Annotated in this window: 17 protein-coding genes; 6 read left to right on the top strand and 11 right to left on the bottom strand. The window is 36.6% G+C overall.

Annotation, left to right across the window (positions count from 1 at the left end):
* Nucleotides 1–5 precede the first annotated feature (5 nt).
* The 7 genes from DAY19_RS11275 to DAY19_RS11245 all read right to left on the bottom strand — a co-directional run bounded on the left by DAY19_RS11275 (nt 6) and on the right by DAY19_RS11245 (nt 7038).
* Complete coding sequence (locus DAY19_RS11275; RefSeq protein ID WP_115362481.1) at nt 6–566, bottom strand: 2Fe-2S iron-sulfur cluster-binding protein; 561 nt, start codon at nt 564–566, stop codon at nt 6–8.
* A 44-nt stretch (nt 567–610) separates the two neighbouring features.
* On the bottom strand, nt 611–895 hold the full coding sequence (locus DAY19_RS11270) for a polyhydroxyalkanoic acid system family protein (protein WP_115362479.1): 285 nt from the start codon (nt 893–895) through the stop codon (nt 611–613).
* A gap of 9 nt (nt 896–904) precedes the next feature.
* Nucleotides 905–1372, bottom strand: a complete 468-nt coding sequence (gene dut / locus DAY19_RS11265) for a dUTP diphosphatase (RefSeq protein WP_115362477.1) — start codon at nt 1370–1372, stop codon at nt 905–907.
* An 18-nt stretch (nt 1373–1390) separates the two neighbouring features.
* Nucleotides 1391–3637 carry a polyribonucleotide nucleotidyltransferase gene (pnp, locus tag DAY19_RS11260; RefSeq protein ID WP_115362475.1) on the bottom strand — a complete coding sequence of 749 codons (2247 nt, stop codon included), beginning with the start codon at nt 3635–3637 and terminating at the stop codon, nt 1391–1393.
* Between the two features lie 243 nt (nt 3638–3880).
* The gene (gene rpsO, locus DAY19_RS11255) at nt 3881–4159 is read right to left on the bottom strand and encodes a 30S ribosomal protein S15 (RefSeq protein ID WP_199506655.1); all 279 of its coding nucleotides are present in this window, start codon (nt 4157–4159) and stop codon (nt 3881–3883) included.
* Nucleotides 4160–4238: 79 nt separating this feature from the next.
* Complete coding sequence (locus DAY19_RS11250; protein ID WP_133296952.1) at nt 4239–5318, bottom strand: sigma-70 family RNA polymerase sigma factor; 1080 nt, start codon at nt 5316–5318, stop codon at nt 4239–4241.
* 19 nt (nt 5319–5337) lie between these two features.
* Nucleotides 5338–7038, bottom strand: a complete 1701-nt coding sequence (locus DAY19_RS11245; protein ID WP_115362471.1) for a hypothetical protein — start codon at nt 7036–7038, stop codon at nt 5338–5340.
* Nucleotides 7039–7115: 77 nt separating this feature from the next.
* Between DAY19_RS11245 and DAY19_RS11240 the strand changes: the two genes are divergently transcribed.
* Complete coding sequence (locus tag DAY19_RS11240) at nt 7116–8558, top strand: hypothetical protein (RefSeq protein WP_115362469.1); 1443 nt, start codon at nt 7116–7118, stop codon at nt 8556–8558.
* Here DAY19_RS11240 and DAY19_RS11235 read toward each other — a convergent pair whose 3' ends face one another.
* From DAY19_RS11235 to DAY19_RS11220, 4 genes are all read right to left on the bottom strand, one after another.
* Nucleotides 8559–10400, bottom strand: a complete 1842-nt coding sequence (locus DAY19_RS11235) for a FecR family protein (RefSeq protein ID WP_115362467.1) — start codon at nt 10398–10400, stop codon at nt 8559–8561.
* Between the two features lie 72 nt (nt 10401–10472).
* A complete protein-coding gene (locus tag DAY19_RS11230) occupies nt 10473–11954 on the bottom strand; it encodes a SpoVR family protein (RefSeq protein ID WP_115362465.1) in 1482 nt (493 codons plus the stop codon).
* Nucleotides 11955–11984: 30 nt separating this feature from the next.
* The gene (locus DAY19_RS11225; RefSeq protein ID WP_115362463.1) at nt 11985–13106 is read right to left on the bottom strand and encodes a DUF444 family protein; all 1122 of its coding nucleotides are present in this window, start codon (nt 13104–13106) and stop codon (nt 11985–11987) included.
* A 30-nt stretch (nt 13107–13136) separates the two neighbouring features.
* The gene (locus DAY19_RS11220) at nt 13137–15191 is read right to left on the bottom strand and encodes a PrkA family serine protein kinase (protein WP_115362461.1); all 2055 of its coding nucleotides are present in this window, start codon (nt 15189–15191) and stop codon (nt 13137–13139) included.
* A 264-nt stretch (nt 15192–15455) separates the two neighbouring features.
* On the opposite strand from DAY19_RS11220, the gene DAY19_RS11215 reads away from it, so the two are divergent.
* From DAY19_RS11215 to DAY19_RS11195, 5 genes are all read left to right on the top strand, one after another.
* Nucleotides 15456–16211 (top strand): Stp1/IreP family PP2C-type Ser/Thr phosphatase, encoded by a 756-nt coding sequence (locus tag DAY19_RS11215; protein WP_115362459.1) that lies wholly within the window; start codon nt 15456–15458, stop codon nt 16209–16211.
* Nucleotides 16212–16332: 121 nt separating this feature from the next.
* A complete protein-coding gene (locus tag DAY19_RS11210) occupies nt 16333–17442 on the top strand; it encodes a M23 family metallopeptidase (protein ID WP_133296951.1) in 1110 nt (369 codons plus the stop codon).
* A gap of 15 nt (nt 17443–17457) precedes the next feature.
* Nucleotides 17458–20019, top strand: a complete 2562-nt coding sequence (gene secA / locus DAY19_RS11205; RefSeq protein WP_115362455.1) for a preprotein translocase subunit SecA — start codon at nt 17458–17460, stop codon at nt 20017–20019.
* A gap of 25 nt (nt 20020–20044) precedes the next feature.
* Complete coding sequence (locus DAY19_RS11200) at nt 20045–21472, top strand: hypothetical protein (protein WP_115362453.1); 1428 nt, start codon at nt 20045–20047, stop codon at nt 21470–21472.
* Between the two features lie 21 nt (nt 21473–21493).
* Nucleotides 21494–22810, top strand: coding sequence for a glycerol-3-phosphate dehydrogenase/oxidase (locus DAY19_RS11195; RefSeq protein WP_115362451.1), 1317 nt, complete (start codon nt 21494–21496; stop codon nt 22808–22810).
* Nucleotides 22811–22818 lie beyond the last annotated feature (8 nt).

Raw genomic sequence — 22818 nt, 5'->3', positions numbered from 1 at the left:
TTATTTTATTCTTCGTCTTCTTTGATTGGCTTGATATTCTTTGGACGGCGTCCACCACCAAGTCTCTTTGCCTTTGAGCGATCACCTTTTTCCCAGTGATTCTTCCAATCTTCTTGGCGAGACTGCTTATCTTCCCATTTTGCCTGACGCTCACTCATTACTTTTTCAACTTCATCCTTCTTGCGAACTTTGAAGTTTCCTGAGCGTTTAAGAGCAGAAAGCTTTTCATTAACTACTTTCTTATTCTTGGCCTCACGCTTGGCCTCGACACCCTCTTTTGAGTGATCTGACATATCAATTGTCGTCTCACCATTAACGATGGTCTGGCATGACATACGCTCCTTAGTAATGTGAAATACATTACCTAGAAGTTTCGTTTCAACGTCAGTTGGTTCATTTAGATTATCTGCACCGGAGAGAACTTTTACAATACAATCTGTACAAGTTCCGTGTCCGCCACAACTAGAATTAACATAAATTCCATTCTTTTTAAGATGCTCTAATAATGACATCTCGTCATCAACATAGATGGTCTCATTTGATGGTGCTAATGTAACTTTAAACATGATATAGGCCTACGTGATTTTTATTGAGGTTGGCCAAGCGTAGACTAAACAGTCTTCTTGATCTTACCTTCAATCGTTTCTAAAATTTTTCCCTTAAGAGGCTTTAGCATGAAAGAGAGGTCAAGATCAACTAAGCAGTAAGAATCTTCAAACTTTAGCTTCAATTCAAACCCTTTTCCTTTAGCTAGCATGGAAAAATTACCATCATCTGTCGTAACATCCGCTTTAACATTGAATTTTGCCACATATTCTGGAGTAACAGCGGCCTTTCCTAGATTATATGCTTCTTCTTGAGAAGATGCTTTATTGTAATTTACTTTTAAACTCATACTTAATCCTTATTTCGTCCCAGTTGAACCAAATCCACCAGCTCCACGCTCAGTATCACTTAATTCACTTACTTCACTTACACGGGCCTGCCAAACTGGTGCTAGAACCATTTGGGCAATACGCTCACCGTGCTTAATAACAAAGTCCTCATTTCCAAAATTACCTAGGATAATTTTGACTTCACCGCGGTAATCGCAATCGATAGTCCCAGGTGAGTTTACAACGAGAAGATCTGTCTTAAATGAAAGGCCAGAACGAGGACGAATTTGAACCTCATATCCATGAGGGATCTCAAAGCTAAGTCCTGTTGGCACTAGAACACGAGCTCCTGGAGCAATCACAAGAGAGTCTTTATTCTCTAAATGAGCACGAAGATCAGCTCCTGCTGCTCCAGTCGTTTCATATTTAGGAAGATCGAAGCTAGAGTCAAAATGCTCTAGCTTCTTTACTTTTAAATCAACAACTCGATCGATCATAAGAGTAATTCCTACTTATTACTTCTTGTCACCACGAGGCTTTCTGTCACCGCGAGGCTTTCTATCACCTCTTGGTTTACGATCACCGTCACGAGACTCACGTGGTTCACGCTTTGGAGCGTCTTTTTGAGCTTCTTCTTCAGTCTTACCGTCTTTTCTCTTTAGAGCTTCAACGGCCTTGATAGAAAGCTTAGCGCGTCCCATTTTATCAATTTCAAGAACCTTGATTTGAACTTCTTGACCTTCGTCTAAGTAGTCACCAGCATCAGTAATTCTCTCATCTGCAATTTCAGAAATATGAACTAGTCCACCAACTCCTGAAGCGATGTCAACGAATGCACCATAATCTTTAAGGCTAGCTACTTTAGCAGTATAAGTCTTACCAACTTCTGGTCCATTCATCTGTAGACCAACTAGTGCCATACATTCATCAATTGCTTCTTGGTTAGTTGAGATGAACTTAGTTGTTCCATCTTCATCAATTTCGATAACAAGATCGAAATCTTCTTGAAGCTTCTTAATATTCTTTCCACCAGGCCCGATAAGTCCACCAATTTGATCTTGCTTGATCTGCATTGATTTCATTACAGGTACACCCTCTTTAAGAGTCTTTCTTTCAACAGAGATTGTTTTTGCCATCTCTTCTAGAATATGAAGACGACCTTCTCTTGCTTGTGCCATTGCTTTTTCAACGATCTCTTTTGTAAGACCAGTGATCTTAATATCCATTTGAATCGCTGTGATACCTTCTGTTGTACCAGCAACTTTAAAGTCCATATCACCAAGGTGATCTTCGTCACCAAGGATATCTGTTAGAATTTTAAATCTTTCACCATCAGTTACTAGACCCATAGCAATCCCAGCAACAGGTGCTTTAAGAGGAACACCAGCATCCATTAGTGCCATTGACCCTGAACATACAGAACCCATTGAAGAAGAACCATTTGATTCTAAAACTTCACATACAAGACGAGTTGTATATGGGAAATCAGTTGGGATAACGGCCTTAAGAGCACGCTCAGCTAGGTTTCCGTGACCTTGCTCACGACGTCCTACACCGCGAACACCACGTGCCTCACCTACTGAATATGGAGGGAAGTTATAGTGTAGGTAGAATTGGTCTTCTTTTGTACCAATAATACGGTCACTCATTTGAGCACCTTTACTACCACCAAGAGTTACAGCTGCCATTACTTGTGTTTCACCACGAGTAAATAGAGATGATCCGTGTGGTACTTTAAGTACATCTGTTTCAGTTTCGATTTCTCGAACTTCAGCAAGTCCACGTCCAGCAATACGCTTTTCTTCATCAAGAATATCACCACGTAGCATTTCATACATTAGCTCATCTACACCTTTGTATGCTTCTTTTCCAAATGCATCGTCTTCAGTTAGACCAAATGCCGCTGGATCAGCTGCCATTGCTTCTTTAACTTGAGCTTCAATTGCTTTTACAGCTTTTTGTCTCTCTAACTTATCAGTAATTTTTAGAGCTTCACGAGCAGTTGCTGTGTAGTCTGTTCTAATTTTTTCAAGCATTGTTTTGTTAGCAGCTGCTGAAACAAATTCACGCTTTTCTTTACCAACTTCTTTTTGAATATCAGAAAGGAATGAAACAAATCCTTCAATTTCCTTTTGACCATAGAAGATAGCGTCAAGTACATCTTGCTCTGGAGCAACTTTCGCCTCACCTTCAACCATAAGGATTGCGTTATCACTTGCTGCAACAACGATTTCCATATCAGACTCTTCCCACTTGTCGTGGTCAGGGTTGATAACAAATTGACCGTCAATACGACCAACCTTACAAGTACCAATTGGACCCGCAAATGGAATATCAGAGATAGTAAGAGCAGCTGAAGCACCAATTGCAGCTAGAACCTCAGGGTCACCTTCTGGTGAGTAAGAGATAACAGTACAAGAGATAACAGTGTCAAACATATACCCTTCTGGGAATAGAGGTCTAAGAGGTCTATCAATTAGACGAGCATTTAAAGTCTCACCTACTGAAGGACGACCTTCTCTTTTAAGGAATCCACCAAGGAATTTCCCTGCTGAATAAAATTTCTCAGTGTACTCAACTAAAAGTGGGAAAAAGTCTTGCCCATCTTTTACTTGAGTTGCAGAAGTTGCAGTAACAAGAACTTGTGTACCACCACTAGTTACGATTACAGAAGCATCTGCTTGTTTTGCCATACGGCCAGTTTCGATCGTAATGTCTTTACCACCGAAGTTGTAAGTAAACTCACGTTTGTTGTTTAACATAAAAACTCCATTTTATATTTTTGAATGTATGATGAATTTTTTCTTTAAGAATTGAGGATGATCTTGAGAAATCCAAAGAATATGAAAACTTAAAAACCTCATCCAAATCGCGAGTTCTTAAATTTTAATATCCCTTAAATCCCTAGACTGTCCTTGTCTGCTTATCAAAAAAATTCGTTACTTAATTTTAGCTTTTTAAATAAAAAAAAGGAAGCATAAAGCTTCCTTTCTTTTTATCTTGGCTTATTTTCTTAGACCAAGTTTCTTAATTAGTGACTTGTAGTTATCTTCATTTTCAGTAGATACATACTTAAGAAGACGACGACGACGTCCAATCATCTTAAGAAGACCACGGTTTGAAGAATAATCGTGCTTGTGTGAACCAAAGTGCTCTTTAAGGTTGTTAATTCTTTCTGTAAGAATTGCAACTTGAACCGCTGCACAACCGCTATCTTTTTCAGATGCTCCAAACTCTTTACCAAATTCAGCTACGATTGATGCTGTTTTTTCTTTTGTAATCATAATTTCTCCTAAACTTACCAAATACCGAGCAAGGAAGTTATTTTCCAGGCCAAGTATAGGGCGCAATATTTTGTGCATACTATCTTATAATTTCACTCATGTAAACCTTTAAGTTATCGAGAAGACGGGCCTCGATCTGGCGAATACGCTCTCGAGAGACCCCATAATCGTCAGCGATGGACTGTAGAGAGCGCGGAGCATCATTCAATAGTCTTTCTTTAAAGATTTCTTGATCACGAGGCTTTAGCCCCTGAATAAATTGATCGAGGTTTTCTTGGAGAAGTTGAAGTGACTGTTTAAATTCAACATCTTGCGCAACATCAGTTGAGTCAGGAAGTAAATCCCCCATTGTCGCACTAGAATTTTCTCCTACTGGGATATCAAGACTAACTTCGGAGCCAGCATCACCTAAGCGCATATCCATGAGGGCCACTGCTTTTTCACTTACATCTAGATTCTGCGCGATTGTCTTATGATCAGGCTTGATCCCTTGGGCCTCAAGACGTTCTTTTTCACGCATTAGATTATAAAAGAGCTTCTTCTGCTCATTTGTCGTACCTAATTTTACTAACTTAAAGTTATCTAGGATGAATTTCAAGATATATGACTTAATCCACCAGGATGCGTAATAAGAAAGCTTTGCTCCCTTATCTGGCTCAAATAATGAAACGGCCTTCATAAGACCAATATTACCTTCTTGGATGAGATCCATTACATTTGCATGGGCACTCTTATAATCCATGGCAATTTTTACAACTAGCCTTAAATTAGAGACAACTAGCTTCTTTGCTAATGCAATATCACCTGTTTCACGAAATTGTCGTATGAGAGTCTTCTCTTGCTCTGGAGAGAGAAGCTCGTAGCGAGAAATTTCTTTTAGGTATTGATTGAGCTTATTATCAACTCGTGAAGGGACAGGTAGTTTTGAAGTTAAAGCAGGTAGTGTCTCCTTGATAACCTCAATTTCTTCCTCAAGCGTAAGACCTGAATCAGGTAAATTACTAATATCGATAATATCATCGATATCTTCTTCAGAATCCGAAGATTCTTTAAGCTTCTTCTCATCGATAGAAGGTAGAATCTCGTAGTCAAAGTCCTTTTGTTCGGACTTATCACTATCTTCTAAATATTTGTTTTTATTTTTCTTTGAATCACTCATGAGTGGATGAAATTTAACACTATTTTGCTTTCTCGGCCATAGATTCAATATTATTTAAAACTTCTAATGACTTAATATTTTTAAGATCACGTTCAGATAACTCACTAATAATTCGCTTGTTACGAATTGCCACAAGAGCAAAAGGGGCTATATTAACTCTTACATCAATCTTTTCCCTCGTCCCATGTGATGATTTTGGCCTTAAAAATTCAATATAGTTAAATTGCCTTATCAATTCATCAGTGATTACCGTTGTTAGGTCTGCATCAACAGAGAATTGATTGAGAGTCTCTTTAATCTTATTATAATCATTTGCAACATAAAGAGATAAGCGCTCCTTTAGCTCCTTTGATTTCTCCTTATCATCAAATGTTTTGGCCGATCGAATATTTCGATATAGCCACATAAAATCGTTATGTGGAATCTCAATTTCAAATTTTAAAGAAACCATATTGTCTATATTTGTCGCTTTATCAAATTCACCATTTAAAACAACGAAATTAACCTCTGGATAACCATGACGCAAAATTGAATCATTACTAGTTTTAACATCAAGTTTCATACTTAAGGCTTCTTCGTAAGGAAGCTTATTAGAATTCTTTTCAAGTAAGTCTTTTGCCCAATAATCCCAAAGGCTGTCATTAGAAACAGAAACATAACGCTTAATCGTTTTAGAATCTTGAGTCCAAACATTAAACTCTGGAACACGAGTTAATAAAGAAACGAATTGAGCGATTACGATATTTTCATCTTTTTCAAATTTCTTTAATTGATTTTTAAGTGAATCATTAGCACTTGGAGAGAATTTCTTAGAAGCAAATTTAAAATTATCACAATAAGCGACTTTTAGATCAAAGTTTAAATTTGAAGATCCAATTGGCCTAACAATTTCTTTTTGAACTTTTGCTTTTTTATATGGACGACAAATTTGATTTCGACAATTTGCGACTTTGCCATCATTTAACTGATCTTTATAAACATGACTATCAAGAGCGCTAATTTCGCGAACGATATAGCTCATGACAAGTGAAGAAGAAAGAAAAGGAGCTAAGTTACGAAGATATTTTTCTTGGCCACCCCATGAACAAGCATAAGAAAATACACCTGTTGTATAATATAATTCATTAACTACGACTTCATTCTCACTTTGAATTTCATTAACATTAGATGCAAATAGATTTTCTCTTTGAGAATAAGGAAGACGTAATTTATCAATAGAGCTATCACTATAGTACTTAGTAAATAAATGCTTTAAAAGCCTGTGACTAAATAGAGTCAAGTTCTTAGAACAACTACCAATAAGGCCATTAACTAAATTATCATATTGATCAGATTCAAATTGTAGTTTTTTTGCATAGTGAGCAATGGCCTGCATTGAATAATTGATCATCTTATACTGAAGAGTTGCAACGATACTGCGATAGAACTCATCTCTTTCAAAGATATTTTTAAATCTTAGCTTTGATGAATTTTCACGACAAAAGTATTCTAATTTTTCATCTTCAAGATAGAATTTTCGATAATTATCAATGAGAGCAAAATTATAATCTGAATTTTTAACACGAGACTTCTCTTTTGATTCTTTCAAATTTGAGAAAATCAGATCACCTTGATTTTCTAATGTCGAATTTGTGCGAGCATTTACCTCAAGGGAAAAAACTAACGCTGCCAAAATAGGAAGAGTTATGACGATAAATTTTTTAAGGCATAAAGCTCGCATTCTTCTATCCAAAAGATTTATATAGATTTCCTTTAAGTTATCGGAATTATTCCCGAAAGGTTTAATAAGGTAACGATATGAACAAAGCTAGAAAGTTTTTACCATTCCTGATCATTTTAATGGGTCTTCAGTTAGATCTTATGGCAATCGACCGTACAGCTGAGCACATCGCAAGACGCCAGGCAAAGAAAGAATTAGACCCGCCATATAATATCTATAACGAGATTGAGGCCCGCTACTTTGAACGAGGGCTACAAATAGATGAGCGAAAAGACTTTCTCGATCAATTGGTCATCGCAAAATCACTATTAATAGATGGGCACACTGATGATGCGATACTTGTTTTAAATCGTCAGGCTTTAAAGACAAAGAATTATTCTAAACTTCTTTTAATTAATCGTTTCTTGGCCCTTGCTTACTTTGCAGATACAAACCCTAAGAAATCATCAGAGATTCTACAGAGTCTTTCTAATAATGCTTCCTGGTATTACCAAAATTGTGCATTAAGAATTGTCAGTGCTATGTCAATGCCTGAAGAAAAGAAGGATGATATAGAAGAAATCTTTCAAGGTTGTATGAACCATTCAAGGCTAATTGGCTCTTACAAGAATGAAACTTGGTTAAGACTTGTGCTTGAGCATAAGTTAAATGGTTACGTTAGAAGCACAAAAATTAGAGATTACTTCTTAACTAATAATATGGACGATATTGAAGCAGTCTTAAAGTATGGCCTATACTTTTCTCGTCACAAACAAATTTTGAAATATTACGAGACGATACCAGTTGAGTTTTATGCAGACGCGACAATCCGAACGCTAGTTGCAGCAAACCTATATAATAATGGCCAACATGAACAAGCTTTAAAATTAGCAGGGGCCATTAATAACTCTAACACTAATAAGCTAAAAGGATTTGAAGAAGTAAAAAAAGAAAATTATAAAACCGCCTACTCCCACTTCATCTCTAACCTACTTAGTAAACCATATTCTATTGCTAATAATAAGCTCATCCTTGCTTCAGCTTGGTTAAGTAGAAATTATAAGAATGCAAGAGTTGCTCTTTCTAAAATTCCAGTTAGCGAAGGTAATTCAAGAGAAAAAGAATTATTAAAAATCAATTTATTACTAAAAGAAAACAAAAATAAAGAAGCAAGATACCTCATGGACAACCTCGATATTAAATACAATCGAAAACTTCCATATGAAGCAGCAATTTTAAGTTCATATATAAAATTAATCAATGATGATCCACAATGGGTACGCCTCAGCGATAAATCGTGTCTAAATAAGAATGTCATTAGCTGCTGGATGCATCTACAATCAAAAATCTGGCCGAATTTTAGTAAAGATGTCTTGGCCTCTGAGAGGAAAATGGAATCTAAAGACATTCAAGATCGTCTTAATTCAATGATCTCTAAAGTAGATATCGAAGACAAGAAAGAGCCAGTCTTAATATATCAAAAAGATGTTTATGAATTAGATCTTAAGTCTTATCCAAATATAGGAAAAGAATATCGCTAATTAGAATGAGTAACGGTAGCCTAGGTTTAAAATAGTACCACTCATATCAATATCACTATCATTAGAGTTTCCAACAATCGATAGAGAATGATTAATATAGCTTAAATCTCCATAGAAATAACTTCTACGATTAATCCAATACTCTGCCTTCGCTCCTGCATAAAAGCCAAAACCAGACACCATATCAAATTCATCATCCTCATTTGAATGGTTATATTTAGCTCCACCAAATACAAATATATCGTATCGTTTAGATCTTATAACTTTAGCTCCTACTTCCCCTATTAAGCTATTTATAGTGGCCAATGTTATTGTATTTGTAGAACTTAAATAGATAGGGGCCTCATCAATTGAAATTTGGCCACTTAGATAGAAGTTCTCATTTAATAGATAATCTAAACCTAGATTCATATGATAGAATCTTTCGACTTCTTTTGAAGAAGTAAGTTGTTCAAAGTTCTCATTTAGTAATTTAAATTTTGCAAATGGCCTAATAACACCATTTCCAATAAGTATTAAGCTCAACTCAATACCACGTGAAGAAAAATCAAATTCATCATTATTATAAGTATGAGTTAGGCCTTGATTGACAATTGAGAGCCCAACAATATTTGCAGAGTACCTTTCGGCCATGGACATTTTCTTACGAGATACATTTTGATAACTTGCTAATAGCAGATTTGATTTTAATAAGTTATTTAACATCTGTTGATTCTTTAGCGATTCATGAGTGTTATTAACTGTTACAAATCCTTTATTTGGATCAATTTTTAAATTCTTTGGTGAAACGAAATTTCCATTTACTGCATTAATGCGACCTATTTTTCTTGGAATATAAACACGAAATGACTCATCAAAGATAGCATCGTTTTCAGGCGGGATATAAATCCCTGTTCTTATATCAACAAGACCTCCGGCCTTTGGTGCGTACTTCTTTTGGTATGTTGAATATTGGCCTCGATACGATGTTACTTGCTCCGCAGGCCTTAAAAGGTCGCCTTTTAATGGAAATGCAGCAACAGTTGCATCATCACCTTGGCCATAGTCCATCGAGTCTGAATAAAGTGTCATATCAAGATTGGTATTACGATATAGTAGTGTTAATTGGATAGGATTAATCTTAACAGGCATTGAAGCAGGCCTAGCATCATGAAATGTTGCACTATATTGCCCACGATAGAGAGTTGAAACATTCTTTCTCTCATCTCCAAATAAAGTATCATTTGCTAATTTTAGCTTTTCACTAAGTCCAGTGTCTTTATGAAATTTGTACTTAAGCTGACTACCTTTAGATGAGCGTCGATAGATTAAACGTTGGCCAGCACTTAGATCATGAGTCTTATCGATTCTTTTAAATGCGGATTCACCATTAAAAGAGAGTAGGCCAGTTACATTATTAAATAAGTTATAGCTCAATAAGAAATCAGCTGTCTCGGCCGCGGCAACAGCACTATTTGTGCGAATAAAAATACGATCAAATTTACCTTTTGTAACCTTTCTTTGCTTCTTAGCAATAACACGAATATTTCCATCATGAAGAGCAATCAAATCTCCAGCAAAGGTAGATTTTAATTCAATTGTAACCTTCGAATTGGGACCAATGATAAGAATATCACCACGGTCATTAATGAAGCGTGCATAGCTATTGCTTGCAGTCATAATAAGAGTATCTTGATTGATACCAATAGCACCATTGATACTATTTCCATCAATTTTCTTCATTTGATCTTTATGAAATAAGTTTATATCACCTCGGCCTGAAACTAATTCAAAAGCTTCAACGCTAGTAATTAAAAGCGATATGAATAAGAATATTAAAGAGTACTTAAAAGTAGAAAGCATTGAAATTCCTAGTAAAATTAGTTCAATATAATTTTACTAGAAAGTACAAAGTAATCAACAAAGAATCTTGTCTTATTTATCTTCTTTAAACTCTAATCCATCAAAGATATAGCGAATACGCTTATCTTCAACGACAGTTTCAATTGATACTGGCCTTTTCCATACTTTATAAATATTGGCCATTGTATCACTTGCCTGAGTTAAGTCGAGATCAACACCTTGGTGGACATGGCGAAGAAGTAACTCTCCACGATTCTTATGATTAGCAGACTCTACTTCAATGATTGGTGAGCCGAAATTTGTTAGTTGATTTAGTAGCTTTGACTTAATTTCTTTAAAGTCACGAGTTTCAATCTCATTTCTTCCTGTTCGAGAATTGTACTTATATGTAAAAAGCTGCATGCGGTTACAAAACTCTTCAGTGAAGAATTCATCGATAAAAGTGATGTCATTATGAGTACGGCGAACTTCAAAGATTTTTTCGCGTCCTTGATTTGTTTCAATATGCCAATTCTCTTTTTCTTGGAGATTTGTACATTCTTGATATTCCTTTCCGAATTTACCAGTATCCCAGCGGTATTCAATATCACGCATTAGCTCAATACCTATCTTATAAGGATTAATATTTTGCTTACTCATGGCCATAACACCAGAGTGAATATCTGCGAAATCAATAATTTCTGAGCTATTTAAAGCCTTCTTTGTCAGAATCTTAGAGTGCCAATAAGAGGCCCACCCCTCATTCATAATCTTTGTCATTCTTTGTGGAAGAAAGTAATAAGCTTCTTCTCTTAAAATACCGATAACATCGGCCTGCCACTCTTCAATTGGAGCATGCTGCATTAGGAAGCTCATAATATCACGTGTACCACGAACTTCATCATCAAGTAACTCTAGAGGTGTCTTCTTTCTTTCTACAACATCCTCATCAGCTTCGCCTCTTGCCATTTTGGAGTTCATAAAAGAGCGAAGAACTTGAGATCTCTCATCTTTATGTTCATACTCTTCATCTGCTGAAGTTGCTTGCTTCACTTCACCTTGGAAGAGAACGTTAACATCAAGAAGATTTTCAAAAGAGAGGATCGTATCGATAAACTCTTCGACAGTATCTTGGCCATAGCGATCCATATAACGACGAATTTTAGTGCCATGATTGGCCATAACATCCATCATGCGACGATCTGTATGGCGAAACCAAGCGTTATTTTTAAAGAAATCAGCATGGCCATAAACATGGGCCATAACTAACTTTTGGTCCACATAACGATTTGAGCTTAAAAGATAAGCATAACAAGGGTCAGTATTAATAACGAGTTCGTATATTTTTTGGAATCCATAAGTATTCCCCTTTGCAAGGCGATCATACTCAAGGCCAAAACGCCAGTGAGGGTAGCGTGTTGGGAATCCACCGTTGGCAGCTAAAATACATACTGTATCGTAGTCACAAACCTCAAAAACGACTGGATAGAAGTCTAGGCCGTAATCGAGTGCATAACCAAGTACTTCATCTCTTAGTTTTGCTAACTCTCCTGATAATGGTTTTGTTCTTTCCATACTACTCATATATTTATTACCTTTTTAAAATTACTTTCCTGGCCCTAAGAATTCTTTGATGGAATCAAGGATTGCATCCTTGTTTTTAATTTTACTTAAAATAACATCCTCATGCTTTTCACCAAATTCTTTGGATAAATCTTTATAAAACTGGCCTGAACCGTAACGAGATTCAACTTGCCCGTAAAAGAAAGCATTAGAGTTTGGAATAATAGAGCTTTTTAAAAGATCGACACAGACCTTTGTATCCTCCGCTGACCAATTATCACCATCAGAGAAATGAAATGGGTAAATATTCCATTCATCTGCATTGTAATCAGCATCGATAATTTCTTTACATAACTTAAATGCAGATGAAATTAGTGTTCCACCACTTTCACGAGTTCTAAAGAAAGTATCCTCATCAACTTCCTTAGCTGTTGCATCGTGAATGATATAACGAATTTCAATATCTTTATATTGAGACTTAAGCCACAAATTGATCCAAAAAGACTCTGTTCTAACGATTTCTTTTTGCTCATCACCCATTGAACCCGAAACATCCATCATATAGATAACCACAGCAGAGTTTTCAAATTCAATCTTTGAATTACTTGCTCGGTATCTCATGTCTGACTTAATTGGAACAACAACGGGATTATTTGGATCATAAGTCCCCATTGCGATCTGACGCTTTAAGGCCTCTTTAAATGATCTCTTATAGTGCTTAAGAGAGTCTGGCCCAACAGTACCAATACTAGTGTATCGATCCACTGTTGATTCCATATTCTTCTTACCCTTTGGCTCAATTTTTGGAAGTGCGAGTTCATCTCCTAGGATTGAAGCAAGTTCATCTAAACTCATTTCAACATCAAGGGCCTTCTCACCTTCTTGCTCTCCAGCTTCACCAGGCTCACCTTGACCTTCTCCCGGCTCTCCTTGTCCATCGACTGGATCTCCAGGTTGCCCGTCACCTTGACCAGTTCCACCTTGGCTCTTATCACCGAAACGAAACCTTGGGGTATTAATTGAAGGCATTGGAACTTTGAATTGCCCATTTCCTTTTGGAATCGGCATCTCGCCACCAGCGATATACTTTCTTAGGTTATCACGCACCTTCCCTTTAATAATTTTTCGAAAGCGTGCGTGATCTCTTTTAATTGGATGATCCATTTGGTCTCCGGTAATTGGAGCGTACTAAGTCTATGACTTAGCACTGTCTCCTTTTGCAAAAATACTTGCCACATAATTAAGAGCATCTGTTGCTGAAATTTCACAGTAACCATAATTCTTAATTAAGCGTGACTTGATAACATCGATCTTCTCTTGAGTTTCCTTATCAACAACATTTGAAATAATTGTTGTAAGCTTGATCGCATCTTTTTGATCTTCAAAAAGCTTCAGTTCAAGTGCACGGTGAAGTCTTTCATTCATCTTGTAATCAAATTGTTTTCCTTCGATTGCAAGAGCTCCGATGTAGTTCATAATTTCACGTCTAAAGTCATCTTTACGAGACTCAGCAATATCGATTTTCTCTTCGATACTTCTCATGAAACGCTCGTCAGATTCTTCAAGTTTACCAGTGTACTTGTTACGAACTTTCTCTTTTTGAGTGTAGGCCTTAACGTTATCAATATAATTTGCACATAGAGTTTCAATTGCAGATTCATCAAGTGAGATTGCTTTTTGAACATCGTTTTTAACGATATCAGTATACTCTTGACGAACAATAGCTAACATCTCACGGTACTTTTCAGCGGCATCTTGATTATTGGCCATTGAATGCTTAAGTCCACTTTCTAGTTCATTGAAAACCATAAATGGATTTAGAGAACCAGTGTGTCCATACTTAACTAAAGCGTTAGAAATTTTATCTTGAATATAACGAGGAGAAATACCTTCAAGTCCTTCTCTTACGGCCTCTTTACGTAGTTCTTTTACGTTATCTTCATTATAACCAGTTAGAGTTTTTCCGTTATAAAGTTTTAACTTTTGAACAAGAGTTAGATCAGCTTTCTTTGGCTCTTCTAGTCTTGTTAGCACGGCCCACATAGCTGCCATCTCAAGCGTATGAGGAGCGATATGAACATGAGGAATTTTTTCAGCGTTAAAGTCACGTTGATAGATTCTTACCTCATTATCTAAACGAGAAATATATGGAACGTCGATCTTAACCGTACGGTCACGAAGTGCTTCCATAAATTCGTTATTTTGAAGTTTTCTAAATTCTGGCTCATTTGTGTGACCAAGAATAACGAGGTCGATATCTGTTTGAGCAAATTTCTTAGGCTTAATTGATTGCTCTTGAGAAGCACCAAGTAGATCATAAAGGAAAGCTACATCAAGCTTAAGCATCTCGATAAATTCGATAACACCGCGGTTAGCGATATTGAACTCACCATCAAAGTTAAATGCACGTGGATCTGAATCAGAACCATATTGAGCAATTTTTCTATAATTGATATCACCTGTTAACTCTGTCGAGTCTTGGTTTTTCTCATCTTTAGGCTGGAAAGTACCAATACCTAGACGATCTTTTTCAGAAAGAATAAGTCTTTTAACACGGATATGGTTTTCCATAACTTTCATGAAGTCACCGTCATACTTAACCATATACTCTTTTAGAATATAACGGTCGGCCGGACAAACTTCTCCGCGAATTTTAACTTTATGACCCTTATTACCTTTATTGATATTATCAAGAAATTCTTTTCTAACTTCATGTGGAATAAGCTTTAATGGGTCTTCATGCATTGGCGATGGGAAAACTTTTTGTCCGCCTAAAATATCTGACTCTTCTTCGTCATACCATTCAAACGTGTATAGTGCACCTTCATCAGTTCTTGAATAATGTTCAAGACCTTTTTTAAGATTTCTTGCAATTGAAGACTTGGCCGAACCAACAGGCCCATGAAGTAGAAGAACCCTTTTCTCTGTACCATAACCAAGAGCTGCGGCCTTGAAAAAGTTCACAAGTTTCATTAAGTGAACATCGATACCAAAAACAGCATCCTTACCACCACCGATTGGATCATCGAAAAAATGATAACGTGTGATTTCTTTTTTATATTCAAGATATGTACTTGTTTCAAATGACATGATCATGTCATAAATTCGTTGAAAGGAATTACGAGCAATTCTTGGATCTTCTGAAACAAGATCGATATAGTCTTGAAAACTACCCGTCCAGTGTAAGTGAGCAAAGTCTTCGACCCTGTAATTCTCACTCATAAATTCATTCATATTCATTTTAGTCATATTATCTCCATCCATGAGTTGCATATTAGCAAGCTAAAGTCCTAAATATATTATAACGTGATAATTTCACTTAAAGCAAAGAAACTATTAAAAAAAATTCCATTAGTTTAATTTATTCAAAGTGCATTTTGACACCATAAAACACTCAAGTATTTCTAAGAAAATGGGCAAAAATAAATGACCAACAAAAGTATTTGACTAAAATTCCTATCCAACTGAAAATAAAGAAGAATTGATATTAAATGACTTCAGACAAGGGAAAATATGAATACGATCTGTGCTGGCGTTTCAGATATTGGGCGCAAGAGAGAGACAAATCAAGATTCTATTTACATTAGCAATAACACAAAACTTTATATTGTTGCTGATGGCATGGGTGGACACTCAGGTGGAGAACTCGCTTCAACAATGGCCATCAAATACCTTGCAGAAAAAGTCAAAGATAAAATCAACTCCCAACCACAAGAAGAATTAGGTCAAGTTCTTCAAGAATCTGTTCTATATGCCAATAATAAGATAAAAGCATATGCCGATAGTGAACCTGCTCTTAAAGGAATGGGAACAACTGTTGTCAGCCTTCTCTTTGATGACGAAAGTGCAAAGATTGCAAATGTTGGTGACTCAAGAGCTTACGTCATTTCAAATGGACAGATTTTTCAATTAACAAAAGATCATTCCGTAATACAAGAAAAGATTAACTACGGAATCTATACACGTGACCAAGCAGCAAAAGATCCAAATAAAAACTACCTATCACGTACGGTGGGCTTTGAAGAAGATATTGAAGTTGATATTTATGATTACCGACCGCAAAAGGGTGATATCTTTCTTCTGTGCTCAGATGGCCTCCACGGTAAATTAAGTGACGAGGATATTCTTTTTATTATCAAAGATATGATTGACAACACCGATGACGTAACTCATCAAAAACTTCATGACTGTGTGCAAACTTTAATTCGCCAGGCCAACGAACACGGTGGACAAGACAATATATCGATAATTCTTACGGTAGTTAATTAATTTAACTTCGAAAATATTTTAGCTCACTGTCTCTATGTGTCATGGATTAAAGTCTTGCAAACTGAAATCAAGAAACCTACAATAAACATCAGAAATTATTGAAAAATTCAAGGATGTAATTTTGAGTCGCTTTTATACAATAATGGTTATTCCCGAGAAGGAAAAGGGAGTTAAGTCTTTTCGTATACCAAAAGTCATTTTTAACTCGGCCATTTTCTTAGTAGTAATTATTATCGCTGTTATCGGTATCCTAACGTTTGACTACGTTAAGATTTTAAAACAAGTTTACGAAAACCGTCACCTCAGTATTGAGAACCGTCAACTTAAAGAGCAAATCCAGCTCTTTAATATGAAACTGAATACATTAACTGATGATATTGAAAGAATTCAAAAAATTGAAAGTAAGCTGAGAGTCATCTCAGGCTTCAAGGAATTTGATCTAACAAAGCCATTGATGAAGGATGATCGCGAACCAAGTGAAGGTCATTCAGGAAGCCACGATCACTCTTCAGGTAGAAATCCACAATCGGTCCTTGTGCCAGAAAAGGACCGAGAGCTTTTAAATAAAGTTAAGTCGGAATTAAGCGTCTTAAAAACGAATCAGGAGTTCAGCGACATCAACGACCTCTATGAACGTAAGATTGCGACAAACTTTGGTCTTACCTCTGGTTACAGCTTCACAAAAGAATGGAGTAGTTTAATTAAACAAAGTTTTAAGTTAGCTGAAAACTTTGCGTACTTTGATTATCGTTATTCAATTTTACGTAAGATTTCAGGTGATTTAGAAATTCGTGTCAATGAACTAGACCAATATCTTTTAGACCGCGAATCATTTCTTAAATCTACACCTACACTATTACCTGCCAGAGGCTGGATCACTTCATACTACGGACCTCGTATGAGTCACTACTCAAAAAGAGTAAAGATGCACGAAGGTCTTGATGTCGGTGGGCCAATTGGTACTTTAATTCTTGCACCAGCTGATGGTGTTGTAAAAACATCCAAGAAAAACTACGGATTCGGAAATCATATAGAAATCGATCATGGATACGGTATAACTACACTTTACGGACATAATTCAAAAAACCTCGTCGTGAAAGGCCAAAAAGTAAAACGGGGGGATCCGATTGGAAGAATCGGAAACTCAGGTTTATCAACAGGTCCTCACCTCCATTACGAAATTCGTGTTAATGGCACGCCGGTGGACCCTTTGTATTATGTACTGGATTAATTAGGAGAAATTTAAATGTTTAATCCGCTTAAATCACTATTTGGTACTAAGCACGATCGCGATATCAAAAAGCTTATGCCAATTGTTAATGAAATCAACTCTCTTGAAGCTCAGATGGAAAAGATGAGCGATGATGAGCTCAAGGCCCAAACACCAAAGTTTAAGAAATTAATTGAAGATGGTGCAAAGCTTGATGACATTCTCCCAGAAGTTTTTGCAACGGTAAGAGAGGCATCAAAAAGAGTTCTCGGCATGAGACCTTATGATGTACAAATCATCGGTGGTATTGTTCTTTACAAGGGAATCATTGCAGAAATGAAGACCGGTGAAGGTAAGACACTAACAGCGGCCCTTCCACTATACTTAAAGGCACTTGAAGGAAAAGGTGCTCACCTCGTTACTGTTAACGACTACCTAGCTCAACGTGATGCTAAGGAGATGGGTGAACTTTATAATTGGCTTGGTTTAAGTGTTGGTTGCATTATTGCTGATATGGAAGACGAAGATCGCCAAAAAGCATATGGCGCTGACATTACATACGGAACAAATAATGAATTTGCCTTTGATTATCTAAGAGATAATATGAAGTTCTCTCTTGAAGAATATGTTCAAAGAGACTTTCACTACTGTATTGTGGATGAGGTTGACTCAATCCTTATTGATGAAGCAAGAACTCCACTACTTATCTCTGGGCCATCGGAAGGAAGTTCAGATCTATATGGTGTAGCAAACCAAATTATTCCAAAGCTTACGATTGAGAAGCATTTCACTATTGATGAAAAAGCAATGAGTGCGATCTTTACGGAAGAAGGGATTTTAAAAGTTCAAGAAATGCTTAAGGTTGATAACCTATTTGATGTTGAACACTCTTCACTTCTCCACCACCTAAATCAAGCTCTTCGTGCTCATCACCTATTTAAGAAAGATGCAAACTATATCATCAAAGACGGTGAGATTATTATCGTCGATGAATTCACAGGTCGTCTTAAAACAGGTTCTCGTTGGTCAGACGGTCTACACCAGGCAATTGAAGCAAAAGAAGGTGTAGAAATTAAGCAAGAAAACCAAACTCTTGCATCGATTACATTTCAAAACTACTTCAAAATGTATGCAAACCTTGCAGGTATGACTGGTACTGCAGACACAGAAGCAGAAGAATTTAAAAAGATCTACAACTTAGATGTAATTGTTATCCCAACAAATCTTCCAATTGCACGTATTGATGAAGCTGATGTTATCTATAAGAATAAGAAAGCAAAGCATAAGGCCATCATTAACTTAATCAAAGAGTTAAATGAAAAAGGTCAACCAGTACTTGTTGGTACGATTACAGTTGAATCATCTAACTTATTATCTGCCGAACTAGAAAAGGCAGGAATTAAGCATAATGTTCTAAATGCAAAACAGCACGGAAAAGAAGCCGGTATTATTGAAAATGCAGGTGTTAAAGGTACTGTTACAATTGCAACAAATATGGCCGGTCGTGGTACTGACATCAAAATTAATGATGAAGTAAAATCACTTGGTGGTCTCTATATTCTTTGTACTGAAAGACACGAGTCTCGCCGAATTGATAATCAGCTTCGTGGTCGTTCTGGTCGTCAAGGAGACCCTGGACATTCTAAATTCTTCTTATCACTAGAAGATGATCTAATGAGAATCTTTGGTAGTGATCGTATTGCAAAAGTGATGAACACTCTTGGAATGGAAGAAGATGAGCCAATCGAGCACAGCATGATCACAAATGCTATTGCCAAGGCCCAAAAGAAAGTAGAAACACATAACTTTGAAATAAGAAAGCACCTTCTTGATTTTGATAATGTTATGAATGAGCAACGTCGAGTTATATATCGTATTCGTCGTGACATTCTCTCAGACAATGACAATCGCGGCTTTGTAGATGAAATGACAGAAGATGTGGCAGATGACCTATTTAATACTTATCGCCCACAAAAGAAAGTTCCTCTAGAAGATCTTCCTTGGGAAGATATGAAAAGTGGTTTTAGCACGACATTTAATACTGACTACGAAGTATCAGCTGTTGAATGTTCAAATAAGTTCTCAGGGGACGTAAGTAAGTACTTTGAGGAGACGGCAAAAGAAATCTTAAAAAGTAAACTTGCGGGATATGATGAACAACAAGTGACACTTGCTCTTAGAGAGATTCTTCTTTCAACTTTTGATCAACACTGGAAAGATCACTTAAGAAATATGGACCATCTAAAAGAAGGTATCAATCTTAAGGCATACGCTCAAAAAGATCCTTTAAATGAGTACAAGCGTGAAGCTTTTGGTCTTTTTGAACAAATGCGTATCGAAGTAAAAAAGAGTGTTGTTAGAAATATGTTCACTGTTAAGCTTTATACTCAAGAAGAGATTGAAGTACTAAGACGCGAGCAAGAAGAAGAATTACAAAGACAACTTGATGCTCTAAAGGCCAAGAGAATAGCAGAGGAAGAAGGTCGCGAAGAACCGAAACAGCAAGCTCCACGCTCACGTGGACAAGTTAAAGTAGGTCGAAACGATCCTTGCCCATGTGGTTCTGGTAAGAAGTATAAGCACTGTCACGGCTCATAGAGCATTAATTAAGGCGTAAAAAACAATGTCAGATGGTGATAACAAAAACGACCTAACTCGAATCGAAGATCTATCAGAGTTCCTTCACCAAGGTGATGACGATCTCGATAAGGTCCTGGCCGATATTGAAGCTGAAGACGACTCAGATCAAAAGAGCGATGAAGCAGAAGTTGAGTTATCATCATTTGACTATAGCACTCCTGAAAATCCTGACGAGGCGATTGAAGAAAATAACTTTGAAGAAAGTTTTGATGATAATTTTGAAGCAAGCTTTGAAGACCAAGCAGACGATAATTCAAACGAAGGATTTGATAATAACTTCGATGATAGTTTTGAGTCGTATGATAATGAAGAAGACCCAGAGGGATTTCAAGAGGGACTTCAAGACGACGACCAAAATGAACACCAAGATGGATACGAAGAAGACCAAAACAATGCTTGGCCAGAAGATGACTTACAAGATCAGAACTCACAAGAAGAAAGCTATCAAGACGACTTTGAAGATTCTAAAGATTCCGAAAATTTCGAAAATTTCGAAGACGACCACGAAGTATCCTTTAGTAATGAAGATGACCCATCAGATGAAATTACTGATCAAGACATTCCTACTGAAGAAGACGACACCGATGATATAGCAGAAATAGAACTCTCTAATGACGATAACCAAGATATTGAAGACACTCCAGACCAAGAGATTTCAATGGAAGAAGTTAATTACGAAGAGACAACTCCCCTTCCAGACTTGAGTACTAAGATTCAAGAAGACTTAAGCGATGTAAGAGATTTTGCAACAAATTCAACTTATGGAAAGGCCGCAATCGGAGGCAACCCTCCTTTTTCAATTCTTCTACAAGGTATTAATACAGAGGAATTTGAAGATAGTATTCTTGCGACTCTAAATGAATTTGGCCTCCTGGAAGGAAATGAAGAGCTTTATCGAAAGTCACTTGAGAGTGGACAGCTATTAATCGCTCAAATAGGCGAATTTAGTGCCATCACTCTTGCAGGGAAGCTTAGACGATATTGTCGTAATATAAAAGTTGCTCTAGCTCATGAAATTCACAAGAGCGACAGTTATGATCACACTGATCAAAGAGGACTAACGGGCCCACGCTCAATTTTACAAAATAAATCAAAACATTTCGTAAAAAAAGAATTTAATGAAGAAGATGTGGCCTTAAGTACATCACCATATATCCCTGGTTATAAAATCATACATAGCTTGGGACCAATGCAAATTAACGAACAAATTGACCGTAGTGAATTTGACGATTTCTCTTCCATCAACCTTGTTGAATACTTTGGTGAAAACATAAGAAAAGAAGCATATAAAAAAGGTGCAAACGCCGTTATTTCTATTCATTTTAATATAGGACAAAAAGAAATTAACGGAAAAAATTATAATATCATCATGGCCCATGGAGACTTCGTCTACCTAGAAGCTAGTGAATAAAAAATAAAAGACGTAGATATAATGATTAAAAACTTAGGTGAAACAAAAGATACATATAGCACAATAATCATAGGTGGAGGGATTGTAGGCGCAGGAGTCTTTAGAGACCTTAGTCTTCATGATATCGATTGTCTCATTATCGACAAGAAAGACTTTTCATCACAAACAAGCTCTAAGAGCTCTAAGATGCTACATGGTGGTATTCGCTATCTTGAGAACTTTGACTTCCCTCTTGTTTGGGAAGCTTTACATGAAAAAAACCTTTGGTTAAAAATAGCTCCACATCTTTGCTTTGAAGAAAAGTTCTATCTTCCTATTTACTCTGACTCCATCAGACCTAAGTGGATGATTAGAATTGGACTTTTTCTTTATGATTTATTGTCTAGTTTTGAAAACTCTCCTTATGAGATGAAATCAAAAGAAGAATCAGTTGCAATAAATAAAGACCTAAAAGAACAAGACCTCAGAGGAAGTGGTGTTTATCACGACGCTGTCGTTGACGATGCTAGACTTACAATTGAAGTCCTACGAGATGGCGCACTAAATCCGAGATGTCATGCTCTAAACCATACATCACTTGAGAAGTATGAGTTTTTAGAAAGTAAAAAAGTTGCTGTTACTTTAAAAGATGAAATCACCGGTGAATCGAAGAAAATCCATTGTAAGGATATCGTTTTTGCAACAGGGCCATTTACTGACCAGATTATGTCTATGAACAAGGATATTCACTGGGAACCAAAGCTTCTTCCATCAAGGGGAAGTCATATATGGCTTGATAAGGATCGATTAAAAATTGAAACGGCCATCTTACTAACACCTAATGACGGACGAGTTATATTTGTTATACCACAAGGGGATCGTATTCTTGTGGGAACAACTGAATCAAAAGTAGAAGAAGATTACTTTGACTTATCTCCAAGTGATGAAGAGATAACTTATCTCTTAGCAAACCTAAATCAATACTTTCCAAAGGCAAACGTTGAAAAAGAAGACATACTTTCTTCATTTGCAGGAATAAGACCTCTTGTAAAAGATGACTCAACAGCAGCTCTAGGAAAAACGGCAAGAGTACACAAGCATTATCAACCATTACATAATTGCCATGTTCTAGTTGGTGGGAAATACACAACATTTAGAACAATGGCACAAGATGTAACCAGAATCATAGTTCATAATCACAAAAAGGCCTATGACCATAGCAAGACTGTAGCGCCATTTCGATTTAAAATGCGCTACAATCCCTTTAAGGATAAAGCAACACAAGAACAAATTGAAGAGATGAAAAAGTATGAATTTGTTAGGTGTGAAGAAGACCTTAAAAGGCGCTATCGCTACTAAGAAGATAG

Source organism: Halobacteriovorax vibrionivorans, assembly GCF_003346865.1.
GTDB lineage: Bacteria > Bdellovibrionota > Bacteriovoracia > Bacteriovoracales > Bacteriovoracaceae > Halobacteriovorax_A > Halobacteriovorax_A vibrionivorans.
The sequence above is the reverse complement of the archived record's forward strand: the minus strand, read 5'-3'. Positions and strand labels throughout refer to the sequence as shown.